We start from the raw sequence: 15462 nt of genomic DNA on the forward strand, positions 1-15462 counted from the left end.
CTCCCTTTTGTTTAAAAGCACTAGGTAGTATGGAAGTTAATTGTACTGAAATTTGCTTTGTGTAAGCTGAAAAGTTTAAAAAGCACTAGGTAGTATGGAAGTAATCCTCCTCTACATTGAAATCATCAGGTGTTTGTCGTGTTTAAAAAGCACTAGGTAGTATGGAAGGTTCGTGAGAAGGTATATAAATGCATCTTTGTTGGCGGGTTTAAAAAGCACTAGGTAGTATGGAAGTATTATTATAAGGGTGTTTGTTTATAATATCCTTAGTTTAAAAAGCACTAGGTAGTATGGAAGCTTACTTTCACTCATTTTCATCACTTCTTATAATAATAACGTTTAAAAAGCACTAGGTAGTATGGAAGTGCCACAACCACGATTGCAATAACGTACCAATATTTAGAGTTTAAAAAGCACTAGGTAGTATGGAAGTATCAAAAATACCTATCACGCATTTCTTTTTTCTGTCTCTAGTTTAAAAAGCACTAGGTAGTATGGAAGGAATATTACTCACCCTGTCATTGTGAGGGTTAAATCTCGTTTAAAAAGCACTAGGTAGTATGGAAGCCGTCATATTCCATAGGTCATTGTATCCTTTAACAATATTAGCAACTGGAAGATTGGCATAAGTGACTATCATGAATCTGAATGCAGTAGCTTTTATATTAAGGTCAAGGGAGATAACACTACCAACACAATATGGAATTTATACTTGATAATAACTGTTTTCACAAGTTTATACCTAGAAAGGGAAGTTTTAAAAGGTATCAAATGGAACTGAATGAAACATGCACCGCAATGTTGAACAACGAGAAGAGAAAGGACCGAATCGGCAAATAATCATGAATTGTGGCTGCGGACGGACAGCCACTCTTTCCCCTTCTCCCAGGGATAGATAGCCAACGCTGTATAAAAAAATCAGTTCTGAGATACTGCAGAATATAACACCAATATTTTTAAAATACGCATGTTTAAATACGCGTTAAATATTATTATGAGTCCGAAAGGATTAAAGGAAGTAATAATATGGACGAAATAACCAAAATTAAGGATTTAACCCCTTCCTCAAGACGTGTTAACGTTATAGGAAAGGTAGTAGTACTAGGAGAGCCAAAAGAGATAAAAACCAGATTCGGAGAAGACAAATCAGTCAGTGAGGTTGTTGTAGCTGATGATACAGGTAAAATAACCCTGACGCTGTGGGATGATCAGGTTAAAGATATAAGGGATGGAGAAACTCTTAAAATCGATAACGGTTATATTTCATTGCTGAGAGGCCACATGAGATTGAATGTTGGCAAATACGGATCCATGGCTGAGGCTGAAGAGGGAATTGAACCAAATGAAGAACTGGACATGAGTGAGAAGGAATACGAATACCAGTACAATAATTACAATAACAGATACGGAAATCAGGGAAACCGTGGAGAGAGCAACCGTGGATACGGAAATAACAACAGAAGAAGCAATTATAAAAGAAATGAAGACAACGAAGAATAAACGTTCTTCATAAATCTATTTTGTTTTTTTCTGCATTTTATATAATTCTATAATTTCATTTGTGGTCGTGGACTCTTCCGCAGTTTTATCATCACGTATTTTTACAAGGCGGGGGAACCTCAACGCAAGGCCTGAATCTTTTTCTATAACTCCAAGTGCACATGTATGCACAGGGCTGACAGTAATTTCAGCTCCTTGGATTTCCATGACTATCTGGGGATATATCCAGATATCCGGCTCCATTTTTGTTTCAACCATAGCAGGCTTGTGGCCCATAATAAGATCGGAGAACATTTTGGGAAATGAGAATAAGACCTCATCGCTAAATCCAGTTCCCAGTTTAGTGAAAGACTCATAGGCATGAGTTTCATCATTATAGGATGCCATGAGAAGTGCGCCATAGGTTCCCGCTCTCCGCCCATGGCCGTTGAATGCACCTATTACTACCAGATCCATTGAATCCGCAAGTTCCTTCTGATAATCCCTCTTGAATTTTATCCATAGCCAGCCCCTGGCACCGGCACGGTAAACAGATTCCGGAGAGATGTTCTTGGCCACTACCCCCTCACATCCATCCTCTATGCTTTTTTCAAAGAATTTATTGATATCTTTAGGGTCATCAGAAACAAGCCTTGTGGCAATCCTGAAATATTCATTATCCTTAAAATTGTCTTCAAGAATCTTTCTTCTTTCCTGGTATGGCATATTCACAAGGGATTTCCCATTAAGTTCAAGTATGTCAAAAATAAACATTACCAGCGGTATTTCTGTGGATTTCTCCACAAGCTGATATTTCCTGCCCCTTCTTTTGGAAACCATCTGAAATGGAAATAATTCGCCAGTGTCAGGGTTATAAGGAACAGATTCGCCATCAATTATTATAGAATCAAATGAATAGGTTTTTCTGAAATTATTTACTATATCGGGAAAATTTTCTGTAGTTTCCTCTAGCCCCCTCGAAAAAATTTTTATTGTTTTTCCCTTCTTGTGCAGTTCCGTTCTTAACCCGTCATATTTGTATTCATAGGATGCCTGATGCCCCATCTTTTCCCTAATATCATTTATCGACCTTAACCGCTCAGCAAGCATCACCTTGAATGGTATCAGTGGCTCAGGCCCTATTCTCTTTATGTTTTCTATATCGCCTTTTTGAAGCAGTGTAGCTATGAAGCCAATATCGGGATGAAAGTTGTAGGCAGTGTCTATGACATCTGCGTATTCCTTGCTGGAGAAGGCATGCACCAGTGAGTCAAGAATGGTAGAATCGGCAACTCCAAGCCTTAATTTTCCCATTATTATTCTGGTAATATACCGGATATCATCAGGATGTGAGTTTACCATGAGATCGGCATATATGCCGGTTTTTCCCTTCACACTTCCAGATCCTGAAGATTTTGCAAGTTCAAGAAGTTTAGTGTAGACATAATGCACTGTAAGTTCTTCATTAAAAAGTGCCTTCTGGCTCATCTTTTCCCTTATTTCCGAAGCAGTTGTGCCAAGGTCACCATTTTTATAGAATAGCCTGTTCACATCCTCCTCGCTGAGCCCTGACACACTGGCAAGGGACTTGACAATAAGTTTAACGGAAACCCCAAATTGCACCCCCTCATAGTCTGGAGCAAGTTTTCCCTGAATGAGATACACTAATTCCTTGAGGTCATCTCCTGCATCCTCCAGCAATGAACCAAGTATGGATGTGAGCTCCAGCCTTTTAGTTGTAGCTTCCATTTTCATAAATTTGCTGCTGACTTCTGAAAATAACATAAATAATGATAATGTAATCAGTTATAATGTTTTGTGGCTGTCCCTAGTTCTACGTACTTGATTAACACATACAATCCATTCCGAACTATAGATATACTGTATACCCAAGTTTCCTTTTTGGCCGAACATTGTTAAATTTGAGAATATTCACATCAAAAATTCTAAAGGCATTCCTTGATGAATAAATTTATATTTTTTTGTTCTCAATTATACTTTTATCCATTGCCAGGGAAACAACAAAATTTGGCATGTCAACCATCTCAGAAATTCTCAGGTTTCCGGCTACACTGCACAGTATATAGGACTCTTCCCCGGAAAATCCATACTCTGACAGGATATCAATCATCTCCATTATTGCCGTCCTTGCAGATTCTTCCATACTGTCTCCTATTCCCATGGAAACTATACAATCTGATTTCATGGACTCCATGGATTCAATTCTGGGGTATTTTACCCTTTTATTTTTTATAAGCTCTATTGTAACAACGGCTGTGCAGGAAGTCTCTATTGCAGTTCCGCAAACCTCTCCATCACCCTGGGTCGCATGTGGATCCGAAAATGATATCAGGGCGCCGGGAACATTTACGGGAAGATAGAGTGTCGAACCCGCCCTGAGGAATCTATTGTCCATATTCCCTCCGAAGGTCTGCGGTGGTATCATGCCGTATTCTCCATCTTCCGGTGCTGTTCCTATGATTCCTAGAAATGGATTTAGTGGGACAGCCACATCATTCAGGAAATCCTCTGTGATGCTTTTTGCCTTATTATCGCGGAGTTCCCATATTATGAGTTTCTCCCCAAACATATTGCTCAGGGATCCAAAATCCTTCATCATGGCGCTCCACCCCCACGTTCCAGTTTCGATGCTCTCTATTTTGATTTTTAATGCATCACCCTTTTCTGCACCATCCACATATACCGGCCCAACAGCTGCGTCCACTCTAGAATGGTCAATTCTTGCCAAATCTGCAGTGCTATAATCTTTCTTCATCTGCATGGTTGAGGAATCAGGAATTTTAATGCTTATTTTTTCACCTGGGTTAATATGTGCAACTGGGCTATTATGTGGTGACCATTTAAAATGTAAATTTTCTTCCTTATAACCATCTATTACTTTCATGCACCACATAAATGCAGAATACATATTAATATTCCTGAATTCCCAGAACTCATAAATGTTAAAATTTATATTCGTTGTTAGAATCATCCGTTACCCGGCTTAGCTCAGTTGGTAGAGCGATGGACTGTAGAGTGACATACTGCCAGAAAACGCAGTCATCCATAGGTCTCTGGTTCGAATCCGGAAGCCGGGATTTATTTTCTTAATTTTGGATAATATTTGCAAAATTCTTTATTATATTAAACAAACAGCAAAAAATAACCATATTTTAACAAAAATATTATATATTTAGCGTGTATTAGAAAATAATGTATGGAATACCTGACTCTCTTCTGGCATTAGTATTTATTGGAGTACTTCTGCTTCTCGCTAAACTTGGAGAGGAGATATTCGAGAAATTAAGGCTAGTTTCATATGTGGCTGCAATTGTAATAGGTATAATTATTGGCCCCGGGGTTCTTGGGCTTATAAACATTCTCCCAAATATATCACTCTTCATAGCACTGGGGATAAATTTCCTTCTATTTACCGGAGGAGCCCTGGAATTCAAGGATATGGAAACCAGAAAGTTTCTGAATCCATTAAATATAATAACGGGCATACTGGAATTTATACTGCCGTTCAGCCTCATATCATTTATAGTTTATTACATATTTCATAGCATCACCATAGCCCTGATTGTAGGGATCGTTACAGGCATGAGCAGTGCAGGCCCTGTAACAAGGCTTCTCAGGGACACCGGGCTAAACAATACCGAGGAAGGGAATAAAATTTTTCAGCAGGTTGTAACCATTGAGATTTCGGCTGTTATACTCTTTTCATTCCTTTCCGATTTGCATGGCAGGGCAGTGACATTTTTCCTGATTTTCAAAATAGCCATCGAACTCTTTATTGCCCTTCTCTTCATAATATTATTTTCAAAGTATGTCCTGACAAAACTGCTTGTAAAGGTAGATTTTAACTCAAGAGCCCACGAAACAGTCATAGCCGTGATAGTGGGCTTTGTTCTTATTCTGGGCTTTGTGGGACAGCTATATGGTTTTAATTCTGCCATAGTGGCACTTTTCATAGGTATAATGTTAAGGGATTTTATCAATGATCGTCCACTGGTGGCTGAGAAAGTGTCCACGATAACATACGGATTTTTTGAACCTTTATTTTTTATCGGGCTAGGACTTTATTTTGTCAGGATAACTTTTTCACTTATGATAGTTGGACTTGCCGTTTTTGCTATAGCCCTTGCATTCAAGCCTATTGCCGGCATAGTAAGTTCTAAATTCATGCATATTGATACCTGGAAAAATGCTTTTGGCACATCGGTACACGGTGGCGTCGATGCAGCTTTACTGGTGGTTGCCTTAGGCCTAACCCTGGTTGGCCGGTATGACTATTCTGTCATTATGATAGCTATAACACTACTGACACTTGTAATGCCATTGTTGTTCAATATCAAGGCTCCCGTTGTACAGACAAAGAAATCTAAATATGTCTGGGAAATGGTCAATGCCGAATTTAAAAATTTGAAGGCATGTGATATTGCCAGCTCCTTCCAATCGGTTTCAGTCAACAGCAAAAATCCCATAAGTTTGGCCTTTAAGATGTGTACAGATTTAAATGCACGTGCAGTAATAGTTATAAATTCAAATTCAAGGGTTCTTGGCCAGCTGATGCTAAGTGATATGGTTACAATGGGGCATAACCAGCTCAGGACACTTTCCGTATATCAGGGGAAAATAGTGCCTGCAATAAAGGTTATGTGTGACTCCCCTGCCACTGACCTGATCAAAATATTCCGGGAATCTGATCCACCAATAGTAGCAGTGATTGATAAATCAGGCAAATTTATCGGAACCATACTGGAAAGGGAGATATTAAAGCATATATCGAATATACTTGACTCAGATAAACAATAGAGGAATATTAACAACATTGTTTCCTTTTATTTTAGATGTGGAAATAGGAATAATCCTTTTAGATTCTTTAGAGATGATACCCCATACAATGATGATCTTATGGAAAAGGCTAATGCAATACGAAATTTACGTTCAATATAATGGCAATTTCCTCCATAGCTACGGGAGCAAAGTTTATATCCATTCTTTTAATAAATTGTTTGCGGGTAAGACCAGTTGGTCAAGTGTACCTTGAGGTGCATGTAAAACAGTACCAACCGGCTCCGGCTTATTTCCATAATTCTATAATAGTCTGAGGGAACCTTTAAGGCTACCACTAAAATTTTCCGGATAGATACAGAATATCCTTATGTCCACTCTTTTACATTCTTCCCTCAACTTTTATCCAAAGATTGGTGAAAATCGGTTCAAAGGATAAATTTTCCATGGTATATGCCAATTCTTACTTCTACATTGACAGAAAGTTCAAAATCATAAAATATATAAACGTAAGGTTAATTACGTTCTGTAGAAAATTTAAATATATTATTTGTTATTAAGAAATAATAACTGTTTAGAGGGATTATATGGAAGTATTAAAAACTGGAACAACAACACTTGGTATCACGGCAGGCAATTACGTTATCATGGGAACAGATAGCAGGGCTACCATGGGCAATTTCATTTCAAACAAGGATGCACAGAAATTGTACAAAATAGATACATATGCCGGTATGACAATTGCCGGTTTAGTAGGAGATGCCCAGACCCTTGTAAGATTTATGAGGGCCGAAATGGAGCTTTACAGGATACAGAGAAAGATCAACATGCCAATAGAGGCTGCAGCAACACTGCTTTCCAACATGCTTAACCAGTCTAAATATTACCCTTACATGGTTCAACTGCTAGTTGGGGGTTATGACAAGAAGACACACATCTTCTCAATAGATGCCGCTGGCGGGTCTGTAGAGGATGAATATGCAAGCACTGGATCAGGATCTCCCTTTGTTTATGGAGTTCTTGAGGCAGAGTACCAGCGTGATATGAAGCTGGATGATGCCATAAACCTTGCAGTAAAGGCTATAAGTGTGGCGAAGCAAAGAGATTCAGCATCAGGCAACATGCTGCAAATAGGTGTCATAGATCCTGTCAAGGGATTCAATTATCTTTCTGAGGACGATATACTGTCCAGGATGAAGAAATTAAAACTAACTTTATAAATTATTTTTTTTAAACTCAAGGTGTTAAAACATGTCTTTTCGAGATTATCTAAGCGAGGCCAGGTCTATTTTTGACCGGCTTTATCCAGACAACAAGATTACGGAGATTGACTACGAAGGTTCGACCATAGTTGTGTATACCAAGGACCAGAATTTATTTTCACAGCGTGATGACCTTGCAAGGCAGATAGCCCAGGAATTAAGGAGAAGGATAGCTATCAGGCCGGACCCCAGCATTATGTCCGGTGAAGAGGATGCCGATGCAAAGATACGCAGCATCATACCAGAGAATGCGGGTTTACAGGATATATATTTTGAACCCGATACAGGGGAAGCAGTAATAGAAGTAGATGAGCCCACCATAGCAAATCCGGACATAATAAAAGCTATCAAATCGGAAACCAACTGGTCTCCAAGAATAGTAAGGGCTCCACCTATGTATTCAAGAACTGTAAAGGAAGTAAGGGAATACCTGAGGGATGTAAAGAAGGAGAGAAAAGAATTCCTCCATAACCTTGGAATAAAGCTTACAACCCCCTTAATGCCCGGAGAGACATGGATCAGAATAACCGCACTGGGAGGGCATAGAGAAGTAGGAAGAAGCGCCACGCTCATATCAACCAACAATTCAAAGGTCCTTGTGGACTGTGGAATGATAAATATAAATGACCCGGAACATCCATGGGAAGAAGCGCCATATCTTTATGCTCCTGAAATACAGCCATTCAGCTCACTGGACGCTGTTGTGCTGACACATGCACATCTGGATCATTCCGGTCTATTGCCACTGCTCTTCAAATACGGATATACCGGCCCCGTTTACACAACTTCCCCAACAAGGGATCTGGCTGCTCTTCTTCAGAATGATTATCTCAAGGTATCGCACAGTGAAAATCATAAACTATCCTACGAATCCAAGCATGTGAGGGAAGAACTGAAGCACACAATTTCGTTGAAATACAATGAAACAGCAGATATAACTCCAGACATCCGGCTCACATTTTATAATGCAGGCCATATACTGGGGTCGGCCGCAGTGCATCTCCACATCGGGGAAGGTTTATACAACGTTGTGCTGAGCGGTGACCAGAAATATGAAAAAACATGGCTTTTCAATCCTGCCGTCAACCGCTTCCCGAGGGTTGAAACACTTATGCTGGAATCAACATATGCCGGAAGGGATGATTATTCATATACAAGAAATGAAGCAACAAATACATTAATAGATGTGGTAAATAGAACCTTTGACAGGGGCGGATCGGTTCTTGTACCGGTTTTCGCAGTGGGAAGGAGCCAGGAAGTAATGCTGGTTCTTGAGGATGCATACAGAAACAAAATGATACCGGAGAATACAAAGGTATACCTTGACGGAATGATCATGGAGGCAACTGCAATACATGCAGCATATCCTGAATTCCTGAACCGGGATCTCAGGGACGACATTATGATAAAGCGTGCAAATCCATTCCTGAGCCCTATATTCACCAGCGTTGAGACAAGAAGCCAGAGAGTTGATGTCTGCGATTCGCCTGAAAGCAAGGTAATACTTGCAACTGCAGGAATGATGAATGGAGGCCCGGTACTGGAATATTTTAAGACCCTGTCAGCGGAGCCAAAAAATACACTTGCATTTGTGGGATACCAGGCAGATGGCACACTGGGGAGGAGAATACAGTCCGGCGCATCCAGCATTACACTTTCCGATGCAGGAAAGTCAACAAAATTTGAGATCAAAATGTCAGTTGAAAATGCTGAAGGTTTCTCAGGGCATTCCACTAAACGGGAACTCCTGAATTTTGTGGGGGGAATGCAGCCCAAACCCCAGAGAATACTGATCAATCATGGGGATGGAAACAAGTGTTATGATTTTGCAAGGCTGATACATACAAAATTCGGGGTTGAGGCGATATCCATGAAAAATCTTGAAACCACCAGGCTATATTGATTATCATGCAAATTCTTATCACTTATCCTGTAGAAATTTATATAATTTTGTATATAAATTGTATTTAATTTATATAATTTTTATATTTGCTGTTAAATATCTCTTTTTTAATGTATAAAGCTAAATATTTGTTTTTCATTTATATTCATGAGCAATAGCCTTAAAAAGAATTCTCTCACATTATACAATGTTGTTTTTCAGGGGGTTGCAGGGTCTGCCCCTGCTGGTGCCGCAGTTGCAACATTAACTGGATCTGCAGCATTCGCCCTGGGGTCTCTGCCACTGTCAGCGGTTGTGGCATTTATCATAGTCCTGATAAACGCTATAATAATCAACAGAATTTCTAAGCATGTTGTCGGCGCTGGCGGATATTATGCCTACAGCAGGGAGGGCCTTGGGTATTTTGCCGGCATATTCACAGGATGGATGTACATAATGTACCAGATAATGTCCCTAGCTTTTATTGGCCTGAGTGTTGCAATATTCCTCCCTGCACTTCTTGATACTATTTTTGGGATAGTAATACCGTTCTATTCATGGGTATTGCTTCTTATCCTGATACTGGGATTCGGCTATTTTGTATCATTTTCCGGTGTCAGGAACTCTGTGAGATACGCAATGGTTATGGCTACAATTGAGGTTATCATAATTGCCGCCATCAGCATCATAATCATAACAGCAAAACCATCCATAAATACCATCAGTGTATTCACTCCGGTTTATGCCATACACGGATTTACAGGCGTGATGCTGGGTGTGCTTTTCATGTATACGGCCTTTTCAGGGTTCGGGACGGCAACCCCTCTTGGCGAAGAGGCCCAGAATGCAAACAGTGCAATAGGTAGAGGTGTACTCATATCGGTAATTATCCTGGGTTTATTCTTCGTTCTTGCATCATATGCCTTTACAGTGGGCTGGGGGCCCACAAAAATGCTCAGCTATTCGCAGGAACTGGTTCCTGGAATTATACTGACAAAAAGTTATCTGGGGATTGCAGGAGCAATAGTCATAACAGTACTGTTTGTCAACAGCCTTTTCACCGATGCCGTGGTATTCACAAACTCCCTTTCAAGAGTTGTTTTTTCAATGAGCAGGGATAACATCCTTCCCGGAATACTGTCCAGTGTCCACTCTAAAAGGAGGACTCCAAACGTAGCCGCAGGCATGATGGTTATCCTGGCCTTTGCAATAGGCGCAATTTCCGTGGTTGCACTGGGTGGATTCAACGCCTTTCTGTACACCGGTATTGCAGCCACACTGAGCGCACTTCTTGTGCATATGTTTGCAAATGCATCCTTGGCCGGCATACTACATAAGCTGAAACTGAAACTCAACCTTGCAATGGATGTGGCACTCCCCATAATTTCCATAGCAATTCTGGCATTTGTCTTTTATGGAAGTTTCGTAAGCATCGACAGAATTGTCATAATAGCATCGGTTACCTTCATAGTCTGGGTAATTATAGGATTATTCTATTCTGCAATATCCAGAAAATATCTAAAGCACGTGGCAATAAATCAAAACTGAGGGAATTCCCTGAAATCTATTTTTTTAAAATATTTGAATAAAAAAATTATAGGGGCAACGACCCATCAGGCGAAACCTTTTTCCAGTCTTCCATAAATCTGTTAAGGCCCTCATCTGTTTTTGGATGCATTGCAAGTTTCTTTATGACGTCATAGGGGATTGTCACGGCATCTGCACCCATAAGTGCAGCCCTGAGCACATGCACCGGGTTTCTTATTGATGCAACCAGCACTTCGGTCTTATAGCCGTAATTTGTATACTCTGTCTTAATCTGGTCTATTACGGCCATTCCATCCTCTCCAATATCGTCAAGCCTGCCAACAAATGGGGAAACGAAGGCAGCACCATTTTTTGCCGCAAGCAAAGCCTGTATGGCGTTGAAAATAAGTGTTGTATTCACCTTTATTTCCTTCTCCCTGAGAATCTTCATTGCTTTCAGCCCCTGCAATGTTATGGGTATTTTTATGACTGCATTGCTGCCCAGGGCGTGAAGCTTTACTGCCTGCTCTACCATTTCTTCAGCGTTTTCTGCCACAACTTCCAGGCTTACCGGCCCATTAACCTCCCTGAGTATTTCTGCCGCAATTTGCTTAAAGCTTTTGCCACCCTTAGATGCTTTCATTATCAGGGATGGGTTTGTTGTGACTCCATCTATCAATCCAAACTGGTTCGCTTCCCTGATTTCATCAATATCTGCTGTATCTATAAATATCTTCATTTACTACACCTCCTAAAGAATTCGTCTGTTTTTTTTACTATATCATTTACCCCTATATGAAAATAATCGAAGAGTTCCATTCCCTTTCCGCTTTTCCCGAAAATATCCGGCATTCCTATTCTCATAAGAGGCACAGGGTATTCCTCTGCTGTGACCTCTGCAACCCTGGATCCCAATCCATTGTATATGGAGTGCTCTTCAGCGGTAATTATTCTTCCGGTTTCCCTTGCTGCCTTTATTATTGCCGGCCGGTCTATGGGTTTTATGGATGACATATTAACGACTCTGGCATCTATGCCCCTGCTTTTCAGTTGCTCAGCAGCTGTTAGTGCAAATGAGACCATTATTCCGTATGCCATTATGGTCAAATCCGATCCGTCCCTGAATGTAATAGATTTGCCTTCCCTGAATTCATAGTTTGCGTCATTCAGCACGGGAAATTTTTCTCTTGTAAGCCTAACATAGTAAGGGGATGTTTTCTTTTCTGACAGGTAATCCACCACACTGACTGTTTCAACGGAATCTACAGGTACTATAACCTTCATATTTGGGAGTCCGGACATGATTCCAACATCCTCCAGTATCTGGTGCGTTGGCCCGTCTTCTCCAAGAGAAATGCCAGAATGTGTAACCACAAAATTCACAGGCGCCTCATTATAGCACACAGACTGCCTGATAACATTGTATGTATTGCTGAGGAATACTGCAAATGTTGAGGCAAATACTGTTTTTCCTGCAAGGGAAAGCCCGGCAGCTGCTGTTACCATGGACTGCTCAGATATGCCCATATTGAAAAATCTTTCAGGGAATTTTTTTCCGAACACGCTGGTTTTTGTGGATGATGACAGATCCGCATCCAGCACTACAATATCCTTATTTTTCTCCCCAAGGGATGCCAGTTCCTTTCCATATGCCTCCCTGAGGCTTTCCATCCTATCCATTTTCTGCATCATTGTTTTCCCTCAATTTCCCTCAGTGCCTGTTCATACTCCTCCCTGCTTGCGGGAGGCGATCCATGGTATTTCGGGTTGTTTTCCATATAACTGACACCCTTTCCCTTTACTGTTTTTGCCACAATGAAAAGGGGCCTGTCCCTGGGTTTCCTGGCATATTCAAGTGCATCCACAACTTCATTCATATTGTTCCCGTCTATGGTCATTACCTCCCATCCGAAAGGAGCTACCTTTTCTGCCACATTTCCCAGGGGCATGATATCCTCTGTAAATCCGTCAAGCTGTATTCCATTTCTGTCAAGAATGGCTGTAAGATTTCCAAGATGGTACTTGCTGGCAGCAAGCAGGGATTCCCATATATTTCCCTCTTCCATTTCACCGTCTCCAAGTATTGCATAAATTCTGTTTGTTTTTGCATCAAGCTTTGATTCCAGGGCGAATCCAATGGCAACTCCCAGGCCCTGCCCCAGTGAACCTGTAGAGGATTCTACCCCTGGAATTCCCCTGTGCACATGCCCCTCAAGTTTTGAATTTATTTTTCTGAAACCGTCCAGAAGTTCTACCGGAAAATACCCGCGAAGGGCAAGTGCTGCATATACTGCAGGGGATGCGTGCCCCTTGCTCATTACCAGAATATCCCTGTCCGGGTCATCCGGTTTTTCAGGATTTATATTCATCTCCTTAAAATAAAGGGCTGTAATCACATCTGCAATGCTCAGTGACCCTCCAGGATGGCCACTGTTTGCACTGTAAACCATTTTTATAATTTCCTTCCTAATTTTCCTTGCAGTCGTAGCAAGGTCATTGACAGTATAGCTTTCCATCAATTATCCCTATTGTATTAACTATACGCTTAAAAATGTTTTTAAATACCAAAAGCAACAACGAAGTGTTCGTCTCTGGCTGAAGGAACATGATGTAGCCCGGTCGGTATCCATTTCATAATAAATACATTAAAATTGTATAAAATGCAGATATTATATATTAAAATACACAGAATTTATATTCTTTAGCGATTTCATTATGTATTTCTATAATATTTTTATGTGTGAATTTCATTTAAAATAATTATAATTTCGAGAGCCTGTCAAAAACTAGTTTACTCAGTGAGTCTTTTTTCATTACAAAATCCATATACTCTTTAACATCCTTTTTAGTTATTTTATATTCCATACTCTCATATATTTATTATAAAGCTATTTAAAAATATTTCTATTGCGTCTGGTCTGTCCCATTAAATAGTGAGACAAAGTTGTCCTGCAGGAGTAAATATATATTAAGAGATTAATTGAAAGGGGGCTGGTGAGGACAATTGCAGAACGGGCAAGGCCCAAAGCAGAAGAGAAATTTGGCAAGTCTAGAATTTTCTGGCTCATGCCAGGTAAAATGTATACCCCGGCATAAAGTCTATTTATATCTGAAATATTACACTTTATGATCAGAATGGGCAGTGATGTATATGTAGCAGATACAGCTGTAATTATCGGGGATGTAACCATTGGTGACAATGTTACAATAATGGATTCAGCAGTAATACGTGGAGATGAAAATGCAATTAAAATAGGGGACAACAGCAACATTCAGGACAATGCAACAATACATGTGAACTTGCAGTACGGAACGTCCATAGGAAAAAATGTATCCATAGGGCATAATGCGATTGTCCACGGAGCCACAGTAGATGATAATGTGCTCATCGGAATGGGAGCCATAGTGCTGAATAATGCCCACCTGAAATCCGGCACAGTGGTCGCTGCCGGGGCAGTTATACCGGAGAATTTTGAATCTGAAGGCAACTGCATGATAGCAGGAATACCAGGAAAGGTAAAGAGAACAGGGGATCAGTATTACACCATGGCCTACCTCAACTCTCTGGAATATATAAAGTTAAATGGGGAGTTCAGGGCAGGAAAATACGAAATAATGAAAGGAAAGATGCATGAATAAATACATGGAAGGATTGCTGTCTGCAATATCCTTTTTTACCATAATACCAGTAAGGGGAAATCGTGAAATAAGCAGAAACACTATGTATTTTTTTACGTTTGCCGGACTTATTATTGGTCTAATAGCCGGGATTCCATACCTGATACTGAGGCCATACAGCCCCCTCATTGCATCAGCGGTTTCTATAGCGCTCATCATCCTCCTGTATGGCTTCAATCATCTGGATTCCATAATGGATTTCGGCGATTCTGCCATGGTGAGGGGCATAGAGGCAAAACAGCGTGTCATCAAGGATAAGTATACAGGTTCTGGCGGCATTGGAATGCTGTTTGTCATATACATCCCTTCCATAGCCTTTCTCACCTATTTCAGGCCAATGTCCGGTTTCCTTATTATTATAGGGGGAGAAATTGTGTCAAAATACGCAACACTTATTTCAATGTATAATTCCAGGCCATTCGGTGAAGGCCTCGGCAAAATGTTTATAGGGAAAATAAGCAATAATGCAATATTTTTTAATATAATACCTGTAATTCTTGTAGCCCTATTCAATCTATATTATATTGCAGCAACAGCTATGGTAATAATACTGGCATATGCCCTAAAGTCTGCAATGGAAAAGTTTTATGGCGGATTAAACGGCGACCTGATTGGAAGCATAGGGGAAATATCCCGGCTGCTTTTCTATGCCATGGCATTTATATTTGCAGCCTCAGGGTTAAGCCTATTTCTTCTTTAGCTTTATGGAAATCATCTGGTCATATTTCAGGTTATACTTAATTTTTTTATTTCTTATCTCATGGGCTACCTTTTCCGTAAGCCCCTCTATTTCTTCCGAGATAATGTTCCTGTAAATAGTCAATTCCTTTTTATCCT

General features: G+C 40.3%; 12 protein-coding genes, 1 tRNA gene and 1 CRISPR repeat array. Of the genes, 8 read left to right on the forward strand and 5 right to left on the reverse strand.

All coding sequences use genetic code 11. The annotated features are described in order from the left end of the window. Positions 1 to 8: 8 nt before the first annotated feature. Positions 9 to 567: a CRISPR direct-repeat array (repeat unit 28 nt; unit sequence GTTTAAAAAGCACTAGGTAGTATGGAAG). Between the two features lie 459 nt (positions 568 to 1026). Continuing rightward, positions 1027 to 1500: a hypothetical protein gene (locus AMDU4_RS09800; RefSeq protein ID WP_021787826.1), complete on the forward strand. Its 474-nt coding sequence runs from the start codon at positions 1027 to 1029 to the stop codon at positions 1498 to 1500. Positions 1501 to 1515: 15 nt separating this feature from the next. On the opposite strand, the gene AMDU4_RS09805 is transcribed toward AMDU4_RS09800, so the two are convergent. Continuing rightward, positions 1516 to 3264, reverse strand: a complete 1749-nt coding sequence (locus AMDU4_RS09805) for an ATP-dependent DNA ligase (protein ID WP_290704941.1) — start codon at positions 3262 to 3264, stop codon at positions 1516 to 1518. A 187-nt stretch (positions 3265 to 3451) separates the two neighbouring features. Next, positions 3452 to 4384 (reverse strand): acetamidase/formamidase family protein, encoded by a 933-nt coding sequence (locus AMDU4_RS09810; RefSeq protein WP_290704944.1) that lies wholly within the window; start codon positions 4382 to 4384, stop codon positions 3452 to 3454. Positions 4385 to 4477: 93 nt separating this feature from the next. On the opposite strand from AMDU4_RS09810, the gene AMDU4_RS09815 reads away from it, so the two are divergent. The 5 genes from AMDU4_RS09815 (at position 4478) to AMDU4_RS09835 (ending at position 10968) form a co-directional block, all read left to right on the forward strand. Continuing rightward, positions 4478 to 4577, forward strand: a tRNA-Tyr gene (locus tag AMDU4_RS09815). Between the two features lie 115 nt (positions 4578 to 4692). After that, the gene (locus AMDU4_RS09820; protein WP_021787829.1) at positions 4693 to 6297 is read left to right on the forward strand and encodes a cation:proton antiporter; all 1605 of its coding nucleotides are present in this window, start codon (positions 4693 to 4695) and stop codon (positions 6295 to 6297) included. A gap of 566 nt (positions 6298 to 6863) precedes the next feature. After that, positions 6864 to 7496: an archaeal proteasome endopeptidase complex subunit beta gene (psmB, locus tag AMDU4_RS09825; protein ID WP_021787830.1), complete on the forward strand. Its 633-nt coding sequence runs from the start codon at positions 6864 to 6866 to the stop codon at positions 7494 to 7496. A gap of 31 nt (positions 7497 to 7527) precedes the next feature. After that, positions 7528 to 9441, forward strand: a complete 1914-nt coding sequence (locus AMDU4_RS09830; protein ID WP_021787831.1) for a beta-CASP ribonuclease aCPSF1 — start codon at positions 7528 to 7530, stop codon at positions 9439 to 9441. A 147-nt stretch (positions 9442 to 9588) separates the two neighbouring features. Further along, a complete protein-coding gene (locus AMDU4_RS09835) occupies positions 9589 to 10968 on the forward strand; it encodes an APC family permease (RefSeq protein WP_021787832.1) in 1380 nt (459 codons plus the stop codon). A gap of 46 nt (positions 10969 to 11014) precedes the next feature. Here AMDU4_RS09835 and fsa read toward each other — a convergent pair whose 3' ends face one another. From fsa to AMDU4_RS09850, 3 genes are read right to left on the reverse strand one after another with little or no spacing between them, the layout of a single operon-like run. Beyond that, the gene (gene fsa, locus AMDU4_RS09840; protein WP_021787833.1) at positions 11015 to 11686 is read right to left on the reverse strand and encodes a fructose-6-phosphate aldolase; all 672 of its coding nucleotides are present in this window, start codon (positions 11684 to 11686) and stop codon (positions 11015 to 11017) included. Then, positions 11683 to 12636: a transketolase family protein gene (locus tag AMDU4_RS09845; protein WP_021787834.1), complete on the reverse strand. Its 954-nt coding sequence runs from the start codon at positions 12634 to 12636 to the stop codon at positions 11683 to 11685. The genes fsa and AMDU4_RS09845 overlap by 4 nt, the downstream gene beginning before the upstream one ends. Next, on the reverse strand, positions 12636 to 13463 hold the full coding sequence (locus tag AMDU4_RS09850) for a transketolase (RefSeq protein WP_021787835.1): 828 nt from the start codon (positions 13461 to 13463) through the stop codon (positions 12636 to 12638). Before AMDU4_RS09850 ends, AMDU4_RS09845 begins: the two co-directional genes overlap by 1 nt. Positions 13464 to 14073: 610 nt before the next feature. Between AMDU4_RS09850 and AMDU4_RS09855 the strand changes: the two genes are divergently transcribed. Then, positions 14074 to 14586 (forward strand): gamma carbonic anhydrase family protein, encoded by a 513-nt coding sequence (locus AMDU4_RS09855; protein WP_021787837.1) that lies wholly within the window; start codon positions 14074 to 14076, stop codon positions 14584 to 14586. Next, a complete protein-coding gene (gene cobS, locus AMDU4_RS09860) occupies positions 14579 to 15325 on the forward strand; it encodes an adenosylcobinamide-GDP ribazoletransferase (RefSeq protein WP_021787838.1) in 747 nt (248 codons plus the stop codon). Before AMDU4_RS09855 ends, cobS begins: the two co-directional genes overlap by 8 nt. Positions 15326 to 15462 lie beyond the last annotated feature (137 nt).

Source organism: Ferroplasma sp. Type II (genome assembly GCF_000496155.1).

Coding starts and splice junctions, on each gene's coding strand:
- psmB (WP_021787830.1), top strand. CDS start 6,864: ATGGAAGTATTAAAAACTGGAACAACAACACTTGGTATCACGGCAGGC.
- AMDU4_RS09830 (WP_021787831.1), top strand. CDS start 7,528: ATGTCTTTTCGAGATTATCTAAGCGAGGCCAGGTCTATTTTTGACCGG.
- AMDU4_RS09820 (WP_021787829.1), top strand. CDS start 4,693: ATGTATGGAATACCTGACTCTCTTCTGGCATTAGTATTTATTGGAGTA.
- AMDU4_RS09845 (WP_021787834.1), bottom strand. CDS start 12,636: ATGCAGAAAATGGATAGGATGGAAAGCCTCAGGGAGGCATATGGAAAG.
- fsa (WP_021787833.1), bottom strand. CDS start 11,686: ATGAAGATATTTATAGATACAGCAGATATTGATGAAATCAGGGAAGCG.
- AMDU4_RS09810 (WP_290704944.1), bottom strand. CDS start 4,384: ATGAAAGTAATAGATGGTTATAAGGAAGAAAATTTACATTTTAAATGG.
- AMDU4_RS09800 (WP_021787826.1), top strand. CDS start 1,027: ATGGACGAAATAACCAAAATTAAGGATTTAACCCCTTCCTCAAGACGT.
- cobS (WP_021787838.1), top strand. CDS start 14,579: ATGAATAAATACATGGAAGGATTGCTGTCTGCAATATCCTTTTTTACC.
- AMDU4_RS09850 (WP_021787835.1), bottom strand. CDS start 13,463: ATGGAAAGCTATACTGTCAATGACCTTGCTACGACTGCAAGGAAAATT.
- AMDU4_RS09805 (WP_290704941.1), bottom strand. CDS start 3,264: ATGTTATTTTCAGAAGTCAGCAGCAAATTTATGAAAATGGAAGCTACA.
- AMDU4_RS09855 (WP_021787837.1), top strand. CDS start 14,074: ATGATCAGAATGGGCAGTGATGTATATGTAGCAGATACAGCTGTAATT.
- AMDU4_RS09835 (WP_021787832.1), top strand. CDS start 9,589: ATGAGCAATAGCCTTAAAAAGAATTCTCTCACATTATACAATGTTGTT.